Origin of the sequence: Caldimonas sp. KR1-144 (genome assembly GCF_049446155.1) — a bacterium.
Taxonomy (GTDB): domain Bacteria; phylum Pseudomonadota; class Gammaproteobacteria; order Burkholderiales; family Burkholderiaceae_C; genus Rivibacter.
Genome location: NZ_JBMSEE010000009.1, coordinates 149497 through 167193 on the forward strand (window position 1 = coordinate 149497; position 17697 = coordinate 167193).

Genomic DNA, 17697 nt, shown 5'->3' on the forward strand with positions numbered 1-17697 from the left:
TTCAATTCTCCGAGGAAAGAGCAGCTGCCCGTGTGCGGTTTAAGGTCTCCGGCGCCGTCGTCACTCACCCGCCACGGGCAGCAACGGATGCGACGATGCCGAAGACCGGCTTGATGAAATTACTTCGCGCGCGAGGTGATGATCGCGTCGGCGACGTTCTTCGGAGCCTCGCTGTAGTGCTTGAACTCCATCGTGTACGTCGCGCGGCCCTGGGACATCGAGCGCAGCGTGGTCGAGTAGCCGAACATCTCGGACAGAGGAACCTCTGCCTTGATGATCTTGCCGCCGCCGACCATGTCGTCCATGCCCTGCACCATGCCGCGACGCGACGACAGGTCGCCCATCACGTTGCCGGCGTAGTCTTCCGGCGTCTCGACCTCGACCGACATCATCGGCTCGAGGATGACCGGGCTGGCCTTGCGGCAGCCGTCCTTGAAGCCCATCGAGGCGGCCATCTTGAACGCGTTTTCGTTCGAGTCCACGTCGTGGTACGAACCAAAGGTCAGCGTGACCTTCACGTCCACGACCGGGTAGCCCGCCAGCACGCCGTTGGGCAGCGTGTCGATGATCCCCTTCTCGACCGCCGGGATGAACTCGCGCGGCACCACGCCGCCCTTGATCGCGTCCACGAACTCGAAGCCCTTGCCCGGCTCCTGCGGCTCGATCTTGAGCACGACGTGGCCGTACTGGCCCTTGCCGCCCGACTGGCGAACGAACTTGCCTTCGACGTCCTCGACCGCCTTGCGGATCGTCTCGCGATACGCGACCTGCGGCTTGCCGACGTTGGCCTCGACGCCGAACTCGCGCTTCATGCGGTCGACGATGATCTCGAGGTGAAGTTCGCCCATGCCGGAGATGATGGTCTGGCCGGACTCTTCGTCGGTACGCACGCGGAACGACGGATCTTCCTGCGCCAGGCGGCCCAGGGCGATGCCCATCTTCTCCTGGTCGGCCTTGGTCTTCGGCTCGACGGCCTGCGAGATCACCGGCTCCGGGAACACCATCTTCTCAAGCGTGATGATGGCTTCCGGATCGCACAGGGTCTCGCCCGTGGTCACTTCCTTCAGGCCAACGCACGCGGCGATGTCGCCCGCGAGAATTTCCTTGATCTCTTCACGCTGGTTGGCGTGCATCTGCAGGATCCGGCCGATGCGCTCCTTCTTGCCCTTGATCGGGTTGTAGACGGAGTCGCCCGACTTCAGAACGCCCGAGTAGACGCGCACGAAGGTCAGCTGGCCGACGTAGGGGTCGGTCATCAGCTTGAACGCCAGCGCGGCGAACTTCTCGTTGTCGTCGGCCTTGCGGGTGACTTCCTTGTCGTCCTCGTCATGCCCCGGCACCGGCGGAATGTCGATCGGCGAAGGCATGAACTCGATCACGGCGTCGAGCATGCGCTGGACGCCCTTGTTCTTGAAGGCCGTGCCGCACAACATCGGCTGGATCTCGCCGGCGATGGTGCGCGTGCGCAGGCCCTGCTTGATCTCGGCTTCGGTGAGCTCACCGGTCTCGAGATACTTGTTCATCAGCTCTTCGCTGGACTCGGCGGCCGCCTCGACCATGCCTTCGCGCCACTTCTGGCAGTCAGCCTCGAGCTCGGCCGGGATCGGGCCGTACTCGAACTTCATGCCCTGCGAGGCCTCGTCCCAGATGATCGCCTTCATCTTGAACAGGTCCACCACGCCCTTGAAGTTCTCTTCGGCGCCGATGGGCACGACGATGGGCACGGGGTTGGCCTTCAGGCGCGTCTTCATCTGGTCATAGACCTTGAAGAAGTTCGCGCCGGTGCGGTCCATCTTGTTGACGAACGCGAGGCGGGGCACCTTGTACTTGTTGGCCTGGCGCCAGACGGTCTCCGACTGCGGCTGCACGCCGCCCACGGCGCAGTACACCATGCACGCGCCGTCGAGCACGCGCATCGAGCGCTCCACCTCGATGGTGAAGTCGACGTGCCCCGGGGTGTCGATGATGTTGATGCGGTGCTCGGGGAAGGACAGGTCCATGCCCTTCCAGAAGCAGGTGGTCGCAGCCGACGTGATCGTGATGCCACGCTCCTGCTCCTGCTCCATCCAGTCCATGGTGGCGGCGCCGTCGTGCACTTCGCCGATCTTGTGGTTCACACCCGTGTAGAACAGGATGCGCTCGGTCGTCGTGGTCTTGCCGGCATCGATGTGCGCCGAGATACCGATGTTGCGGTAGCGCTCGATGGGGGTCTTGCGGGACATGGCAGAACTCCAAATACAGGGGCCGCTTCCGGGTTGGGGTCAACCCTGGGAAGCGGCCGGGTCGGGCTTAGGTCAGAAGCGGAAGTGCGAGAAGGCCTTGTTGGCTTCGGCCATGCGGTGCACTTCGTCGCGCTTCTTCATCGCGCCGCCGCGGCCTTCGGCCGCTTCGAGCAGTTCGTTGGCCAGACGCTGGGCCATCGACTTCTCGCTGCGCTTGCGCGCCGATTCCTTGAGCCAGCGCATCGCGAGGGCCATCCGGCGGACAGGACGAACTTCCACGGGAACTTGGTAGTTCGCACCGCCCACGCGGCGGGACTTCACTTCGACCATCGGCTTCACGTTGTTCAGCGCGGTGAGGAACACCTCGAGCGGATCACGCTGGGCCTTCTTCTCGACGGTGTCCAGGGCACCATAGATGATGCGCTCGGCCACAGCCTTCTTGCCGGACTCCATGATCACGTTCATGAACTTCGAGAGATCGACCGAGCCGAACTTCGGGTCGGGCAGGATCTCGCGCTTGGGGACTTCGCGACGACGGGGCATTTCTCTTCCTTCCAGTCTTCAGTCGGCTCGGGCCTCGGCCCTCGCCACGGATGCCATACCGACTTCAGGAGGCATCCACTTACTCAGCACGCGCACTCTGGTGATCGCGCACCGCGATTGACGCACGCTCGCGTGCGCCCTTGATGACAGCCTGGGCTTAGGCCTTCTTCGGACGCTTCGCGCCGTACTTGGAGCGCGATTGCTTGCGGTCCTTGACGCCTTGCAGGTCCAGCGAGCCGCGCACGATGTGGTAGCGCACGCCCGGCAGATCCTTGACGCGGCCGCCGCGCACGAGCACCACGCTGTGCTCTTGCAGGTTGTGGCCTTCGCCGCCGATGTAGGAGATGACCTCGAAGCCGTTGGTCAGGCGCACCTTGGCGACCTTACGCAGCGCGGAGTTCGGCTTCTTCGGAGTGGTGGTGTACACGCGAGTGCACACGCCGCGTCGCTGCGGGCAGTTCTGCATCGCAGGCGACTTGGACTTCGTGGCCTCGACCTCACGGCCTTGGCGCACGAGCTGGTTGATGGTGGGCATGAGTAACTTGTTCCCGTTTGAAGTTACGACTAACTGTCCTTCCGACGGGCTGGCCGCAAGAGCTTCACCAAGCAAGGCGCCGCCGCGAACGGCAAGCGCGAAGGGGCCGCGAGGCGCACCGCTTGGCGGTGAACCCGGGCCCTGCTCGACAAAGAGCGCGACACAAACTGTCGAAAAGCCCGCGATTATATTTGGGCACGCCTCAGCTCGCAAGGTAAGACGACGGTGGGGTGATCTGACTCGCCTGCCCTTCCCATGACCAAGCTGCGCTCCATCGTCGTGCTCGACACCAACGCGGTGCTCGACTGGCTCGTCTTTCGCGAACCGACGATGCAGTCGATCGGTCGCGCCATCGTGGAGCGGCAGATGGATTGGTTCGCAACGGCGGCCATGCGAGAGGAACTGATGCTAGTGCTCGCTCGCACGGAAATACAGAACTGGCATCCCGATCTGTACTCGATCGAGGCGCAGTGGGCTGCACACGCCCAGATGCTGGAGGCGCCGCCGAGCCCGCCGCGCGCGCCCCGCTGCACCGATCCAGACGACCAGATCTTCATCGACCTGGCCTTGGCCCATCGCGCGCGCTGGCTCGTCAGCCGCGACCGCGCCGTGCTGCGCCTCAAGCGCGCCCTCGCGGCCCACGGCGTGCAGGTGCTCGCGCCACCGCAGTGGCAGCCGGACTGAAGGCATGAAAAAGGGCGGCCGAAGCCGCCCTTGGGGAAGATGACCGGCAGCCGAGGCTGCCGGATTCGCCTGGCTTACTCGCCGGCCGGCTCGTCGCCCGCCGGAACGTCGGCACCGGCCGAGGCCAGCGCCGCCAGTTCCTCGGCTTCCTGCATCGCGATCGCGCGGCGCTCGGCGTCGTCCATCTCCTCCTTGACGCGGCGCGCCTGGTGGAAGGCGAGACCGGTGCCGGCGGGGATCAGGCGGCCGACGATGACGTTCTCCTTGAGACCGCGCAGCTCGTCGCGCTTGCCCATGATCGCCGCTTCGGTCAGCACGCGGGTCGTTTCCTGGAACGACGCCGCCGAGATGAACGAGTCGGTCGACAGCGAGGCCTTGGTGATGCCCAGCAGCACGTCGGCGTGCGTGGCAGTCAGCTTGCCCTCGGCGCGCAGGCGATCGTTGGTCTCCAGCAGCGCGGCGCGCTCGACCTGCTCGCCGGCGATGTACGTGCTGTCGCCCGGGTTGACGATCTGAACGCGGCGCAGCATCTGGCGAACGATCACTTCGATGTGCTTGTCGTTGATCTTCACGCCCTGCAGACGATAGACGTCCTGCACCTCGTCGACGATGTAGGTCGCCAGCGCCTCGATGCCCAGCAGGCGCAGGATGTCCTGCGGATCGGCCGGACCGTCGACGATGGACTCGCCCTTGTTCACCACCTGGCCTTCGTGCACGAGGATGTTCTTTTCCTTCGGCACCAGCTCTTCCCAGACCTTGCCGTCCGGATCGGTGATCTGCAGGCGAACCTTGCCCTTGGTCTCCTTGCCGAACGACACGGTGCCGGTGATCTCGGCCAGCGTGCCCTTGTCCTTGGGCGTGCGGGCCTCGAACAGCTCGGCCACGCGCGGCAGACCGCCGGTGATGTCGCGGGTCTTCTGGCCTTCGACCGGAATGCGCGCGAGCACTTCGCCCGGGGCGAGGTCCTGGCCGTCGCGGATCTGGATCAGCGCGCCGACCTGGAAGCCGATCGTCACCGAGTGGTCGGTGCCGGGGATCTTGACCTCGTGGCCGCCGGCATCCAGCAGCTTGACCTGCGGACGCACCACCTTGGCGACGCCGCGGCGCTTCGGGTCGATGACCACCAGCGTCGACAGGCCGGTCACTTCGTCGACCTGCTTGGCGACGGTCACGCCTTCCTCGACGTTCTCGAACTTCGCTTTGCCGGCGAACTCCGTGATGATCGGGCGGGTCAGCGGATCCCAGTTCGCCAGCACCGTGCCAGCCTTGATGGACTGGTCGGCCTTGACGTTCAGCGTCGCGCCGTACGGCACCTTGTGGCGCTCGCGCTCGCGGCCGTGCTGGTCGGCGATGATGATCTCGCCCGAACGCGAGATCACCACCAGCTCGCCCTTGCCGTTGGTCACGTAGCGCATCGTGGCGTTGAAGCCGATGTGACCATCGCTCTTCGCCTCGACGCTCGACGCCACCGCGGCGCGCGATGCCGCACCACCGATGTGGAAGGTACGCATCGTCAGCTGCGTGCCCGGCTCGCCGATGGACTGCGCGGCGATCACGCCCACCGCTTCGCCGGTGTTCACCAGGCCGCCGCGGCCGAGGTCGCGGCCGTAGCACTTGGCGCACAGGCCGAAGCGCGTGCCGCAGGTCAGCGGCGTGCGGACCTTGACCTCGTCGACGCCGGCGGCTTCCACCTCGTCGAGCGTGTCTTCGTCCAGCATCTTGCCGGCCGGCACGAGCGTGGCCTGCGTTTCCGGATGCAGCACGTCGACCGCCGTCACGCGGCCTAGGATGCGGTCGCGCAGCGACTCGATGACTTCACCGCCCTCGACCAGCGCGCGCATCGCGATGCCGTTGTCGGTGTGGCAGTCGTCCTCGGTGACGACCAGGTCCTGCGTCACGTCGACCAGTCGGCGCGTCAGGTAGCCGGAGTTCGCGGTCTTCAGCGCGGTGTCCGCGAGGCCCTTTCGGGCGCCGTGGGTCGAGATGAAGTACTGCAGAACGTTCAGGCCTTCTCGGAAGTTCGCCGTGATCGGCGTCTCGATGATCGAGCCGTCCGGCTTGGCCATCAGGCCGCGCATGCCGGCGAGCTGGCGGATCTGGGCGGCGCTGCCGCGCGCGCCGGAGTCGGCCATCATGTAGATGGAGTTGAACGACTCCTGGTCCACTTCCTTGCCGTGGCGGTCGACCACCTTCTGCTTGGCCAGCTGGCTCATCATGACCTTGCCGACCTCGTCACCCGTCTTGCCCCAGATGTCGACGACCTTGTTGTAGCGCTCGCCGGCGGTCACGAGACCCGAGACGTACTGCTGCTCGATCTCCTTGACCTCCTTCTCGGCGCGCTCGATCAGGCCGTGCTTCTCCTTCGGCACGAGCATGTCGTCGATGCCGATCGAGATGCCCGCGCGCGTGGCCAGGCGGAAGCCGCTTTGCAGCAGCTTGTCGGCCAGCACCACGGTCTCCTTCAGGCCGCACTTGCGGAACGAGGTGTTGATCAGGCGCGAGATTTCCTTCTTCTTGAGCGCCTTGTTGATGTTGGAGAACGGCAGGCCCTTGGGCAGGATCTCCGACAGCAGCGCGCGGCCGACCGTCGTCTCGACGAGCTTGGTCTGCGGCACGAACTCGCCTTGCGCGTCCTTGGTCCACTCGACCAGGCGCACGCTCACCTTGGCGGTGATCTCGACCACGCCGTTGTCCAGCGCGCGCTGCAGCTCGGCGATGTCGGCGAAGACCATGCCTTCGCCGCGGCCGTTGATGCGCTCGCGGGTCGCGTAGTAGAGGCCGAGCACGACGTCCTGCGACGGCACGATCGACGGTTCGCCGTTGGCCGGGAACAGCACGTTGTTGGAGGCGAGCATCAGCGCGCGCGCTTCCATCTGCGCTTCGATCGACAGCGGCACGTGGACCGCCATCTGGTCACCGTCGAAGTCGGCGTTGAACGCCGCGCAGACCAGCGGGTGCAGCTGGATCGCCTTGCCTTCGATCAGCACCGGCTCGAACGCCTGGATGCCCAGGCGGTGCAGCGTCGGCGCACGGTTCAAGAGGACCGGGTGCTCCTTGATGACCTCTTCGAGGATGTCCCACACCACCGGCGTGCCGGCCTCGACTTCCTTCTTCGCCGCCTTGATGGTGGTGGCGATGCCCATCGCCTCGAGGCGCGAGAAGATGAAGGGCTTGAACAGCTCGAGCGCCATCAGCTTGGGCAGGCCGCACTGGTGCAGCTTGAGCGTCGGGCCGACCACGATGACCGAACGGCCCGAGTAGTCGACACGCTTGCCCAGCAGGTTCTGGCGGAAGCGGCCGCTCTTGCCCTTGATCATGTCGGCCAGCGACTTCAGCGCGCGCTTGTTCGCACCGGTCATCGCCTTGCCGCGACGGCCGTTGTCGAGCAGCGAGTCCACCGCCTCCTGCAGCATGCGCTTTTCGTTGCGCACGATGATCTCGGGCGCCTTCAGTTCGAGCAGGCGCGCAAGGCGGTTGTTGCGGTTGATGACGCGACGATAGAGGTCGTTCAGGTCGGAGGTCGCGAAGCGGCCGCCGTCCAGCGGCACCAGCGGACGCAGGTCCGGCGGCAGCACCGGCAGCACGTCCAGGACCATCCAGTTCGGCTTGATGCCCGACTTCTTGAAGGCCTCCATCACCTTGAGGCGCTTGGAGTTCTTCTTGATCTTGAGCTCCGAGCCGGTCATGTCGTTGCGGAGTTTGTCGATCTCGATGTCGAGATCCATCTCCTCCAGCAACTTCTTGATGCCCTCGGCGCCCATCAGCGCGATGAACTCGTCGCCGTATTCACGACGCTTCGCGTCGTAGTCGTCCTCGGTCATGATCGAGAACTTCTTGAGCGGCGTCATGCCCGGGTCGACGACCACGTAGGCTTCGAAGTACAGCACGCGCTCGATGTCGCGCAGCGTCATGTCGAGCACCAGGCCCAGACGCGACGGCAGCGACTTCAGGAACCAGATGTGCGCGCACGGCGCGGCGAGGTCGATGTGACCCATGCGCTCGCGGCGCACCTTGGTCTGCGTGACTTCGACGCCGCACTTCTCGCAGATCACGCCGCGATGCTTGAGGCGCTTGTATTTGCCGCACAGGCACTCGTAGTCCTTGATCGGACCGAAGATCTTGGCGCAGAACAGGCCGTCACGCTCGGGCTTGAACGTGCGGTAGTTGATCGTCTCGGGCTTCTTCACCTCGCCGAAGGACCACGAACGGATCTTCTCGGGCGAAGCGAGCCCGATCTTGATCGCGTCGAAGTGCTCGTCCGGCGTGAATTGCTTGAAGAGATCCAGCAAACCTTTCATGTGGCTCTCCTATCCCTTTAGTTGCGCTCGAGCTCGATGTCGATGCCGAGCGAACGGATTTCCTTGACCAGCACGTTGAACGACTCGGGCATGCCGGCGTCGATCGAGTGCTCGCCCTTGACGATGTTCTCGTACACCTTGGTGCGGCCGTTCACGTCGTCGGACTTCACGGTCAGCATTTCCTGCAGGATGTACGAGGCGCCGTAGGCCTCGAGCGCCCACACTTCCATCTCGCCGAAGCGCTGGCCGCCGAACTGCGCCTTGCCGCCGAGCGGCTGCTGGGTGACGAGCGAGTACGGGCCGGTGGAGCGCGCGTGCATCTTGTCGTCGACCAGGTGGTGCAGCTTCAGCACGTGCATGTAGCCCACCGTGACCGGGCGCTCGAAGGCTTCGCCGGTGCGGCCGTCGTACAGCGTGGCCTGCGTGCAGGTGCTGTTGAGGCCCTTGCGTTCGGCGATCTCCGGCGGATAGGCCAGCTTCAGCATGCCGCGGATCTCGGACTCGTGCGCACCGTCGAACACCGGCGTCGCGAAGGTCACGCCGGTGGCCAGGTTGCCGGCCATCTCGATCACCTCGGCGTCGCTCAGCGCATCGAGCTGCTCGGTCTTGCCGCCCGACTTGTTGTAGAGCTCGTCGAGGAACTTGCGCAGCTCGGCGGCCTTGGCCTCGCGCTGCAGCATGTCGCCGATGCGCTGGCCGATGCCCTTGGCGGCCCAGCCCAGGTGCACTTCCAGCACCTGGCCCACGTTCATGCGCGAAGGCACGCCCAGCGGGTTGAGCACGATGTCCGCCGGCGTGCCGTCGGCCATGTAGGGCATGTCTTCGATCGGAACGATCTTCGACACCACGCCCTTGTTGCCGTGGCGGCCGGCCATCTTGTCGCCGGGCTGCAGGCGGCGCTTGACGGCGAGGTAGACCTTCACCATCTTGAGCACGCCCGCGGGCAGCTCGTCGCCTTGCGTGAGCTTCTTGCGCTTTTCTTCGAAGGCGAGGTCGAAGCTGTGGCGCGTCTGCTCGAGCGAGTTCTTGATCGACTCGAGCTGGTTGGCGACGTCGTCGTCCGCCGGGCGGATGTCGAACCAGTGGTACTTCTCGACGCCGGCGAGATACGCCTTGTCGATCGCGGAACCCTTGGCCAGCTTCTGCGGACCGCCGTTGGCGGTCTTGCCGACGAGCAGCTTCTCGATACGGTCGAAGGCGTCGGCCTCGACGATGCGCAGCTGGTCGTTGAGGTCCAGGCGGTAGCGCTTGAGCTCGTCGTCGATGATCTGCTGGGCGCGCTTGTCGCGCTGGATGCCTTCGCGGGTGAAGACCTGCACGTCGATGACGGTACCGTTGGTACCCTGGTCAACGCGCAGCGAGGTGTCCTTCACGTCGGACGCCTTCTCGCCGAAGATCGCGCGCAGCAGCTTCTCTTCAGGTGTCAGCGTGGTCTCGCCCTTGGGCGTGACCTTGCCGACCAGCACGTCGCCCGGGTTCACCTCGGCGCCGATGTAGACGATGCCCGACTCGTCGAGGCGCGCAAGCTGCTGCTCCGACAGGTTGGGGATGTCGCGCGTGATTTCCTCGGCGCCCAGCTTGGTGTCGCGCGCCATGACCACGAGTTCCTCGATGTGGATCGAGGTGTAGCGGTCTTCGGCGACGACGCGTTCGCTGATGAGGATCGAGTCCTCGAAGTTGTAGCCGTTCCAGGGCATGAACGCGACCAGCATGTTCTGGCCGAGCGCGAGCTCGCCGAGGTCGGTCGAGGCGCCGTCGGCGATCACGTCGCCGGCGGCGACCTTGTCGCCGCGCTTGACGATCGGACGCTGGTGGATGTTCGTGTTCTGGTTCGAACGCTGGTACTTGATCAGGTTGTAGATGTCGACACCGACCTCGCCCGCCACCGCTTCCTTGTCGTTGACGCGGATCACGATGCGGTTGGTGTCGATGAAGTCCACCACGCCGCCGCGCTTGGCGGTGACCACGGTGCCCGAGTCGACGGCCGAGACGCGCTCGACGCCGGTGCCAACGAAGGCCTTCTCGGGACGCAGCGTCGGCACGGCCTGGCGCTGCATGTTGGCGCCCATCAGGGCGCGGTTCGCGTCATCGTGCTCCAGGAACGGCACCAGCGAGGCCGCCACCGAGACGATCTGCGTCGGCGCGACGTCCATGTACTGGATGCGTTCCGGCGAGGTCAGCACCGACTCGCCGCGCTCGCGCGCGGAGACCAGCTCGTCGGTCAGGCGGCCGTCCTTGTCGAGCGAGGCGTTGGCCTGCGCGATCACGTACTTGCCTTCCTCGATGGCCGACAGGTAGTCGATCTGGTCGGTGACCTTGCCGTCGTTCACTCGGCGGTACGGCGTCTCCAGGAAGCCGTACTCGTTCAGGCGCGCGTACAGGGCCAGCGAGTTGATCAGGCCGATGTTCGGGCCTTCCGGCGTTTCGATCGGGCACACGCGGCCGTAGTGGGTCGGGTGCACGTCGCGCACTTCGAAGCCGGCGCGCTCGCGGGTCAGACCGCCCGGGCCCAGGGCCGAGACGCGACGCTTGTGCGTGATCTCGGACAGCGGGTTGGTCTGGTCCATGAACTGCGAGAGCTGGCTCGCGCCGAAGAACTCCTTGAGCGCCGCGGAGATCGGCTTGGAGTTGATCAAGTCGTGCGGCATCAGCGCCTCGGTCTCGGCCTGGCCGAGGCGTTCCTTCACGGCCTTCTCGATGCGCGCGAGGCCCGAGCGGTACTGGTTCTCGGCCAGTTCGCCGACGCAGCGCACGCGGCGGTTGCCGAGGTGGTCGATGTCGTCCACCTCGCCGCGGCCATTGCGCAGCTCGACCAGGATCTTGACCACGTCGAGGATGTCCTCGTTGGTCAGGACCATCGGGCCTTCGGAGGCGTCGCGGCCCACGCGGGCGTTGAACTTCATGCGACCCACGCGCGAGAGGTCGTAGGTGGCGTCGTCGTAGAACAGGCGGTTGAACAGGGCCTGCACCGCGTCTTCCGTCGGCGGTTCGCCGGGGCGCATCATGCGGTAGATCGCCACGCGGGCGGCGAGCTGGTCGGCGGTCTCGTCAGAGGCCAGCGTCTGCGAGATGTAGGCGCCCTGGTCCAGTTCGTTCGTGAACAGGCACTGGATCTCCTTGATGCCCGCGGCGCGCAGCTTCTTGAGCAGCGACTCGGTCAGCTCGTCGTTGGCATTGCCGATGATCTCGCCGGTGTCGGCGTCGACCATGTTCTTGGCCAGCACGCGGCCAACCAGGAAGTCCTCCGGCACCGTGATGAAGCTCGTCGCGCTTTGCTCGAGCTGGCGCACGTGGCGCGCGGTGATGCGCTTGTCCTTCTCGACGACGACATTGCCCGACTTGTCGGTGATGTCGAAGCGCGCGACCTCGCCCTTCAGGCGCTCGGGCACGAACTCCATCTGAGCGCCTGAATCCATCAGGCGGAAGTTGTCGAAGACGAAGAAGTTCGCGAGGATCTGCTCGGGGTTCAGGCCGATCGCCTTGAGCAGGATCGTCACCGGCATCTTGCGGCGACGGTCGACGCGGAAGTAGAGGATGTCCTTCGGGTCGAACTCGAAGTCCAGCCACGAACCGCGGTAGGGGATGATGCGCGCGCTGAACAGCAGCTTGCCGGAGCTGTGCGTCTTGCCCTTGTCGTGCTCGAAGAACACGCCCGGCGAGCGGTGCAGCTGCGAGACGATCACGCGCTCGGTGCCGTTGACGATGAACGAGCCGTAGTCGGTCATCAGGGGCACCTCGCCCATGTAGACCTCCTGCTCCTTCACCTCCTTGACCACCTTGGACTGCGAGGTCGAGGTCTCGCGGTCATAGATGATCATCTGCAGCTTCGCGCGCACCGCGGCGGCGTACGTCAGGCCGCGCTGCTGGCACTCGCGCGTGTCGAACGGAGGCTTGGCGATGTTGTATTCGGTGAACTTCATCTCCACGAACCCGTTGTGCGAAACGATCGGGAACGCGGAGAGGAACGCCGCCTGCAGGCCTTCCGGCTTGCGCTTGGCAGGAGGAACGTCCTTCTGCAGGAAGGCTACGTACGAATCCTTCTGCATCGTCAGCAGATAGGGCACGTCGAGCACGCTCTCGCGCTTGCCGAAGCTCTTGCGGATGCGCTTGCGCTCGGTGTAGCTGTAGGGGGTGGTTTGCGCCATCAATCACTCCGTGTCGAATGAACGCGGCCCGGCCTTGGCTGCGCTCGTTCGGCGACTGGCGATACAGGCCTTGCGCCTGTTCTGCTTGGTGGCTGGCCACTACCAGCCGCTGGCGGACAACCGCGGCATTGCACCGCGGCCCGACCAAACCGGTTCTCTGCAGTCGGATCAGAGAACACTTGGAAGAACCCGGCATGATGCGCGCTCGGGTGCTTCCAGGTGCTCTCCAGGGGCCAAGCCCCTGAAGTGCGAAAGGCCGGACGCCCTTTTCAAGGCGCCCAGCCTGCTTCGATCGAGCGGAATTACTTGAGCTCGACCTTGGCGCCGGCTTCTTCCAGCTTCTTCTTGGCGGCCTCGGCGTCGGCCTTGGCGATGCCTTCCTTGACGGGCTTCGGCGCGCCGTCGACCAGGTCCTTGGCCTCCTTCAGGCCCAGGCCGGTGATCTCGCGCACGGCCTTGATCACGCCGACCTTGTTGGCGCCGGCTTCGAGCAGCACGACGTTGAACTCGGTCTTCTCTTCAGCAGCGGCGGCAGCGCCACCAGCCGCGCCGCCGGCGGCCGGGGCGGCCATGGCGGCGGCGGACACGCCGAACTTCTCTTCGATCGCCTTCACGAGCTCGTTGAGCTCCATGACGGACATGCTGTCGAGCGCGGTCAGGAATGCGTCTTTGTCGAAAGCCATTTGGGATTCCTCAATACGGTTGAATGTTCAGAAAACGGATCGTGGTCAGGCAGCGGCAGGAGCCGCTTCGCCCTTCTTTTCGGCGACAGCCGCCAGCACGCGCGCGGTGCGCGAGATCGGCGACTTGAGAAGACCGGCCAGCTGAGCCAGCAGGACTTCCTTGCTCGGGATCGAGGCCAGGGCCTTCACCCCGTTCGCGTCGAGCGCCTTGCCGGCATAGGCGCCGGCCTTCACGATCAGCTTGTCGTTGGTCTTGGCGAAGTCCGCGATGACCTTCGCCGCCGCCACGGCGTCTTCGGAGAAGCCGTAGATCAGCGGACCGGACATGCTCTCGGCGGCCACCTCGAACGGCGTGCCGGCAACGGCGCGACGCGCGAGCGTGTTCTTCAGCACGTGAAGGTACACGCCCCGCTCGCGCGCCGTCTTGCGCAGCGCGTTCAGGTGCTCCACCGTGAGTCCGCGGTACTCGGCCAGCGCCAGCGTCTGTGCCTTGGCCGCCTGGGCCGACACTTCCGCGACGACTTCTGCCTTTTCGTTGCGATTCAGACTCAAGGTCTACTCCTATGAAACGTGCCGAAGTCCTTCGGACCGCGGCACACCCGGTTGCAGCGACCTTCTGTCCAGGAACCCCGCCCGGCCGCAGCCTTCGCTGCTTTCGAACGGCAAACCCTTCCAGCGGGACCGCCATCTGCGCTGGCCGCAGCCGGAAGGCTGCATTTAGGCGGCTTGCGCCGCACCAGCGGTCTTTGATGACCTGCCCGGCACATGTGCGCCGGGCAGCCCACCAATCCTTGTCGAGCCGCGCGCCAGACCCCTCGCGCGGCTCCTATGTCACTCAGGCCTGCGAGGCCGGCGCGGCGATGCTCGCCACGTCCACGCGCACACCGACACCCATCGTCGACGAGACCGCGACCTTGCGCAGGTAGACGCCCTTGCTCGACGCCGGCTTGGCCTTGTTCAGCGCGTCCAGCAGCGCCTGCAGGTTGCCCACCAGCTTGTCGGACTCGAACGAACGGCGACCCACGGTGGCGTGGATGATGCCGGCCTTGTCGACACGGAACTGCACCTGGCCGGCCTTGGCGTTCTTCACCGCCGTCGCGACGTCGGGCGTCACGGTGCCGACCTTCGGGTTCGGCATCAGGCCGCGCGGGCCGAGGATCTGGCCCAGCGTGCCGACCACGCGCATCGTGTCCGGCGAGGCGATCACGACGTCGAAGTTCAGGTTGCCGGCCTTGACCTGCTCGGCCAGGTCGTCCATGCCGACCACGTCCGCGCCGGCGGCCTTGGCTTCCTCGGCCTTGGCGCCCTGGGCGAACACCGCCACCCGCTTGGTCTTGCCGGTGCCGTTGGGCATCACGACCGCGCCGCGCACGACTTGATCGGACTTCTTGGCATCGATGCCGAGCTGGACGGAGACGTCGATCGACTCGTCGAACTTGGCGGTCGCGCATTCCTTGACGATCGCCAGCGCCTGGTCGATCGGGTACAGCTTGGTCGAGTCGACCTTGCCCTGCAGCGCCTTCTGACGCTTGGTCAACGTTGCCATGATCAGAGGCCCTCCACCGTGATGCCCATCGAGCGGGCCGAACCAGCGATCGTGCGCACCGCGGCGTCGAGGTCGGCGGCGGTCAGATCCTTCATCTTGGTCTTGGCGATTTCCTCGACCTGGGCGCGCGTGAGCTTGGCGACCTTGTCGGTGTGCGGCTTGGCCGAACCCTTGTCGACCTTGGCGGCCTTCTTGATCAGCACCGTCGCGGGCGGCGTCTTGAGGACGAAGGTGAACGACTTGTCCGCGAACGCGGTGATCACCACCGGCAGCACGAGGCCCGGCTCCATACCCTGGGTCTGCGCGTTGAACGCCTTGCAGAACTCCATGATGTTGAGACCGCGCTGACCCAGCGCCGGACCGATCGGGGGCGAGGGGTTCGCCTTGCCCGCCGGAATTTGCAGCTTGATGAAGCCGACAATCTTCTTGGCCATGATTTCTCCTGAAACCGGCACCGCACAGCCGAGCGGTACCGGTCGAGTGCAAACGCCAGGGACTGGCTACCCGGGCTCCTCACACCGGTGTCACGTCACCGGCAGCAACGGGCCGCGTTCGCTGCGCCTTGCGGCACGGCGCCCCGCGGCCGGGGCCTGAATCAGATCTTCTCGACCTGGTGGAAGTCGAGCTCCACCGGCGTCGCGCGGCCGAAGATGGTGACGGACACCCGCACCTTCGACTTGTCGTAGTTGACTTCCTCGATCGAGCCGTTGAAGTCGGTGAACGGGCCTTCCTTGACGCGCACCACCTCGCCGACCTGCCACTCGACCTTGGGCCGCGGCTTCTCGATGCCCTCTTGCATCTGGTTGACGATCTTCATGACCTCGTCTTCCGAGATGGGCACCGGACGGTTCTTGGCACCGCCGACGAAGCCGGTGACCTTGCTGGTGTGCTTGACCAGGTGCCAGGAGTCGTCGTCGAGCAGCATCTCGACCAGCACGTAGCCGGGGAAGAAGCGACGCTCGGTCACGGCCTTCTTGCCGTTGCGCATCTCGACCACTTCTTCGGTCGGCACCAGGATGCGGCCGAACTTCGACTGCATGCCGGCGCGGTCGATGCGCTCGCGCAGGTTGCGCTCGACCGCCTTCTCCATGCCGGAGTAGGCATGCACCACATACCAGCGCAGCGGGTTGGCCGCGGGCTCGGTGCCGGAGGTCGGTTGCGTGACGTCGGTCATGTCTTACCTCTATTCGGGCGGCCGCTTCAGCGCTTCCAGCCCAGGATCAGGTCGTACAGCGCCCATTCGAGCGTCTTGTCGGTGACCCAAAGGAACAAGGCCATCACGAACACGAAGGCGAACACGTAGAGCGTCATCTGCGTGGCTTCCTTGCGGGTCGGCCACACGACCTTCTTCAGCTCGCGCACCGAGTCGCGCCCATAGGCCACCAGCGCCCGGCCCGGCTCGGCGGTGAAGAACACCGCCACGGCGGCGATCAACAGGCCGAGCAACGCCAGCACGCGCAGCCACAGGTCCTTCTGGCCCAGCACGTAGTAGGCGGCCACCGCCGCGACGACCAGCAAGCCGGCAACGGCCAGCTTGGCCTTGTCGGCGCCGGAAGTGACGGTTTCGACGGGAGCGGAAGTGTTCATGCTGTGATGACTGCGGCCCGGTGGCGGAGCATTCGACGAGAGCCATCCCTTTCAGCAGCAAAGCCCGCCGGGTCGTTAGACCCCTTGCGGGCTGCTCGTTCTGCGGCAAGGCAGGCGATCGATGCGGATTCAGCGCCGGATCGGGCTCCTTCGGTCTTGCGTGGCAGGGGCAGAGGGTCTCGAACCCCCAACCTTCGGTTTTGGAGACCGACGCTCTGCCAATTGAGCTATGCCCCTACGCAATCCCTACGGTTTCGTTACTCGATGATCTTGGCGACGACGCCGGCGCCGACGGTGCGCCCGCCCTCGCGGATGGCGAAGCGCAGGCCTTCTTCCATGGCGATCGGGGCGATCAGCTTGACGGTGATCGTCACGTTGTCACCCGGCATCACCATCTCCTTGTCCTTGGGCAGCTCGATGGCGCCCGTGACGTCGGTGGTGCGGAAGTAGAACTGCGGACGGTAGTTGTTGAAGAACGGCGTGTGGCGGCCGCCCTCTTCCTTGCTCAGCACGTACACCTCGGCGGTGAAGTGCGTGTGCGGCTTGATGCTGCCCGGCTTGCACAGCACCTGGCCGCGCTCGACGTCCTCGCGCTTGGTGCCGCGCAGCAGGATGCCCACGTTGTCGCCCGCCTGGCCCTGGTCGAGCAGCTTGCGGAACATCTCCACGCCGGTGCAGGTGGTCTTCTGCGTGGCCTTGATGCCCACGATCTCGATTTCTTCGCCGACCTTGATCACGCCACGCTCGATGCGCCCCGTCACCACGGTGCCGCGGCCCGAGATCGAGAACACGTCTTCGACCGGCATCAGGAACGCGCCATCGACCGCGCGCTCGGGCGTGGGGATGTAGCTGTCCAGCGCGTCGGCCAGGCGCATGATGGCCTGCTCGCCCAGCTCGCCCTTGTCGCCTTCGAGCGCCAGCTTGGCCGAGCCCTTGATGATCGGCGTGTCGTCACCGGGGAAGTCGTACTTGCTCAGCAGCTCGCGCACTTCCATCTCGACGAGCTCGAGCAGCTCGGCGTCGTCGACCATGTCGCACTTGTTCAGGAACACGATGATGTACGGCACGCCCACCTGGCGCGCCAGCAGGATGTGCTCGCGCGTCTGGGGCATCGGGCCGTCGGCGGCCGAGCACACCAGGATCGCGCCGTCCATCTGCGCCGCACCGGTGATCATGTTCTTCACGTAGTCGGCGTGCCCCGGGCAGTCCACGTGCGCGTAGTGGCGCGCTTGCGTCTCGTACTCGACGTGCGCGGTGTTGATCGTGATGCCGCGCGCCTTTTCTTCCGGCGCCGCGTCGATCTGGTCGTACGCCTTCGCCTCGCCGCCGAACTTCGTCGACAGCACCGTCGTGATCGCCGCCGTCAGCGTCGTCTTGCCATGGTCCACGTGACCAATCGTGCCCACGTTCACGTGCGGCTTGGTCCGCTCAAACTTGCCTTTTGCCATCTCGAT

Annotated in this window: 13 protein-coding genes and 1 tRNA gene; 1 reads left to right on the forward strand and 13 read right to left on the reverse strand. The window is 65.5% G+C overall.

The window, feature by feature from the left end; translation table 11 throughout:
• Window positions 1-119: 119 nt before the first annotated feature.
• From fusA to rpsL, 3 genes are all read right to left on the reverse strand, one after another.
• Window positions 120-2222, reverse strand: a complete 2103-nt coding sequence (gene fusA / locus ACO2TI_RS19620; protein ID WP_423286869.1) for an elongation factor G — start codon at window positions 2220-2222, stop codon at window positions 120-122.
• A 72-nt stretch (window positions 2223-2294) separates the two neighbouring features.
• A complete protein-coding gene (rpsG, locus tag ACO2TI_RS19625; RefSeq protein ID WP_423286870.1) occupies window positions 2295-2765 on the reverse strand; it encodes a 30S ribosomal protein S7 in 471 nt (156 codons plus the stop codon).
• Between the two features lie 157 nt (window positions 2766-2922).
• Window positions 2923-3300, reverse strand: a complete 378-nt coding sequence (gene rpsL / locus ACO2TI_RS19630; protein WP_423286871.1) for a 30S ribosomal protein S12 — start codon at window positions 3298-3300, stop codon at window positions 2923-2925.
• Between the two features lie 255 nt (window positions 3301-3555).
• On the opposite strand from rpsL, the gene ACO2TI_RS19635 reads away from it, so the two are divergent.
• Complete coding sequence (locus ACO2TI_RS19635; RefSeq protein WP_423286872.1) at window positions 3556-3984, forward strand: putative toxin-antitoxin system toxin component, PIN family; 429 nt, start codon at window positions 3556-3558, stop codon at window positions 3982-3984.
• 74 nt (window positions 3985-4058) lie between these two features.
• Here the strand turns inward: ACO2TI_RS19635 and rpoC are convergent, their stop codons facing one another.
• The 10 genes from rpoC to tuf form a co-directional block, all read right to left on the reverse strand.
• Window positions 4059-8282: a DNA-directed RNA polymerase subunit beta' gene (gene rpoC, locus ACO2TI_RS19640; protein ID WP_423286873.1), complete on the reverse strand. Its 4224-nt coding sequence runs from the start codon at window positions 8280-8282 to the stop codon at window positions 4059-4061.
• Between the two features lie 17 nt (window positions 8283-8299).
• A complete protein-coding gene (gene rpoB, locus ACO2TI_RS19645; protein ID WP_423286874.1) occupies window positions 8300-12427 on the reverse strand; it encodes a DNA-directed RNA polymerase subunit beta in 4128 nt (1375 codons plus the stop codon).
• A gap of 302 nt (window positions 12428-12729) precedes the next feature.
• Window positions 12730-13110 carry a 50S ribosomal protein L7/L12 gene (rplL, locus tag ACO2TI_RS19650; protein WP_423286875.1) on the reverse strand — a complete coding sequence of 127 codons (381 nt, stop codon included), beginning with the start codon at window positions 13108-13110 and terminating at the stop codon, window positions 12730-12732.
• 45 nt (window positions 13111-13155) lie between these two features.
• Complete coding sequence (rplJ, locus tag ACO2TI_RS19655; RefSeq protein WP_423286876.1) at window positions 13156-13662, reverse strand: 50S ribosomal protein L10; 507 nt, start codon at window positions 13660-13662, stop codon at window positions 13156-13158.
• 283 nt (window positions 13663-13945) lie between these two features.
• The gene (gene rplA, locus ACO2TI_RS19660) at window positions 13946-14656 is read right to left on the reverse strand and encodes a 50S ribosomal protein L1 (protein ID WP_423286877.1); all 711 of its coding nucleotides are present in this window, start codon (window positions 14654-14656) and stop codon (window positions 13946-13948) included.
• Between the two features lie 2 nt (window positions 14657-14658).
• The gene (rplK, locus tag ACO2TI_RS19665) at window positions 14659-15090 is read right to left on the reverse strand and encodes a 50S ribosomal protein L11 (protein WP_423286878.1); all 432 of its coding nucleotides are present in this window, start codon (window positions 15088-15090) and stop codon (window positions 14659-14661) included.
• A gap of 161 nt (window positions 15091-15251) precedes the next feature.
• The gene (gene nusG / locus ACO2TI_RS19670; protein ID WP_423286879.1) at window positions 15252-15830 is read right to left on the reverse strand and encodes a transcription termination/antitermination protein NusG; all 579 of its coding nucleotides are present in this window, start codon (window positions 15828-15830) and stop codon (window positions 15252-15254) included.
• Window positions 15831-15856: 26 nt separating this feature from the next.
• A complete protein-coding gene (secE, locus tag ACO2TI_RS19675) occupies window positions 15857-16243 on the reverse strand; it encodes a preprotein translocase subunit SecE (protein ID WP_423286880.1) in 387 nt (128 codons plus the stop codon).
• A 161-nt stretch (window positions 16244-16404) separates the two neighbouring features.
• A tRNA-Trp gene (locus ACO2TI_RS19680) sits at window positions 16405-16480 on the reverse strand.
• Between the two features lie 20 nt (window positions 16481-16500).
• Window positions 16501-17691 carry an elongation factor Tu gene (gene tuf / locus ACO2TI_RS19685; protein ID WP_423286868.1) on the reverse strand — a complete coding sequence of 397 codons (1191 nt, stop codon included), beginning with the start codon at window positions 17689-17691 and terminating at the stop codon, window positions 16501-16503.
• Window positions 17692-17697 lie beyond the last annotated feature (6 nt).

Excerpts from the sequence above, each read along its gene's own strand:
- secE (WP_423286880.1), bottom strand. The coding sequence starts at position 16,243 with ATGAACACTTCCGCTCCCGTCGAAACCGTCACTTCCGGCGCCGACAAG.
- rpsL (WP_423286871.1), bottom strand. The coding sequence starts at position 3,300 with ATGCCCACCATCAACCAGCTCGTGCGCCAAGGCCGTGAGGTCGAGGCC.
- tuf (WP_423286868.1), bottom strand. The coding sequence starts at position 17,691 with ATGGCAAAAGGCAAGTTTGAGCGGACCAAGCCGCACGTGAACGTGGGC.
- rplL (WP_423286875.1), bottom strand. The coding sequence starts at position 13,110 with ATGGCTTTCGACAAAGACGCATTCCTGACCGCGCTCGACAGCATGTCC.
- nusG (WP_423286879.1), bottom strand. The coding sequence starts at position 15,830 with ATGACCGACGTCACGCAACCGACCTCCGGCACCGAGCCCGCGGCCAAC.
- rpsG (WP_423286870.1), bottom strand. The coding sequence starts at position 2,765 with ATGCCCCGTCGTCGCGAAGTCCCCAAGCGCGAGATCCTGCCCGACCCG.
- rplA (WP_423286877.1), bottom strand. The coding sequence starts at position 14,656 with ATGGCAACGTTGACCAAGCGTCAGAAGGCGCTGCAGGGCAAGGTCGAC.
- ACO2TI_RS19635 (WP_423286872.1), top strand. The coding sequence starts at position 3,556 with ATGACCAAGCTGCGCTCCATCGTCGTGCTCGACACCAACGCGGTGCTC.
- rpoC (WP_423286873.1), bottom strand. The coding sequence starts at position 8,282 with ATGAAAGGTTTGCTGGATCTCTTCAAGCAATTCACGCCGGACGAGCAC.
- rplK (WP_423286878.1), bottom strand. The coding sequence starts at position 15,090 with ATGGCCAAGAAGATTGTCGGCTTCATCAAGCTGCAAATTCCGGCGGGC.
- fusA (WP_423286869.1), bottom strand. The coding sequence starts at position 2,222 with ATGTCCCGCAAGACCCCCATCGAGCGCTACCGCAACATCGGTATCTCG.
- rpoB (WP_423286874.1), bottom strand. The coding sequence starts at position 12,427 with ATGGCGCAAACCACCCCCTACAGCTACACCGAGCGCAAGCGCATCCGC.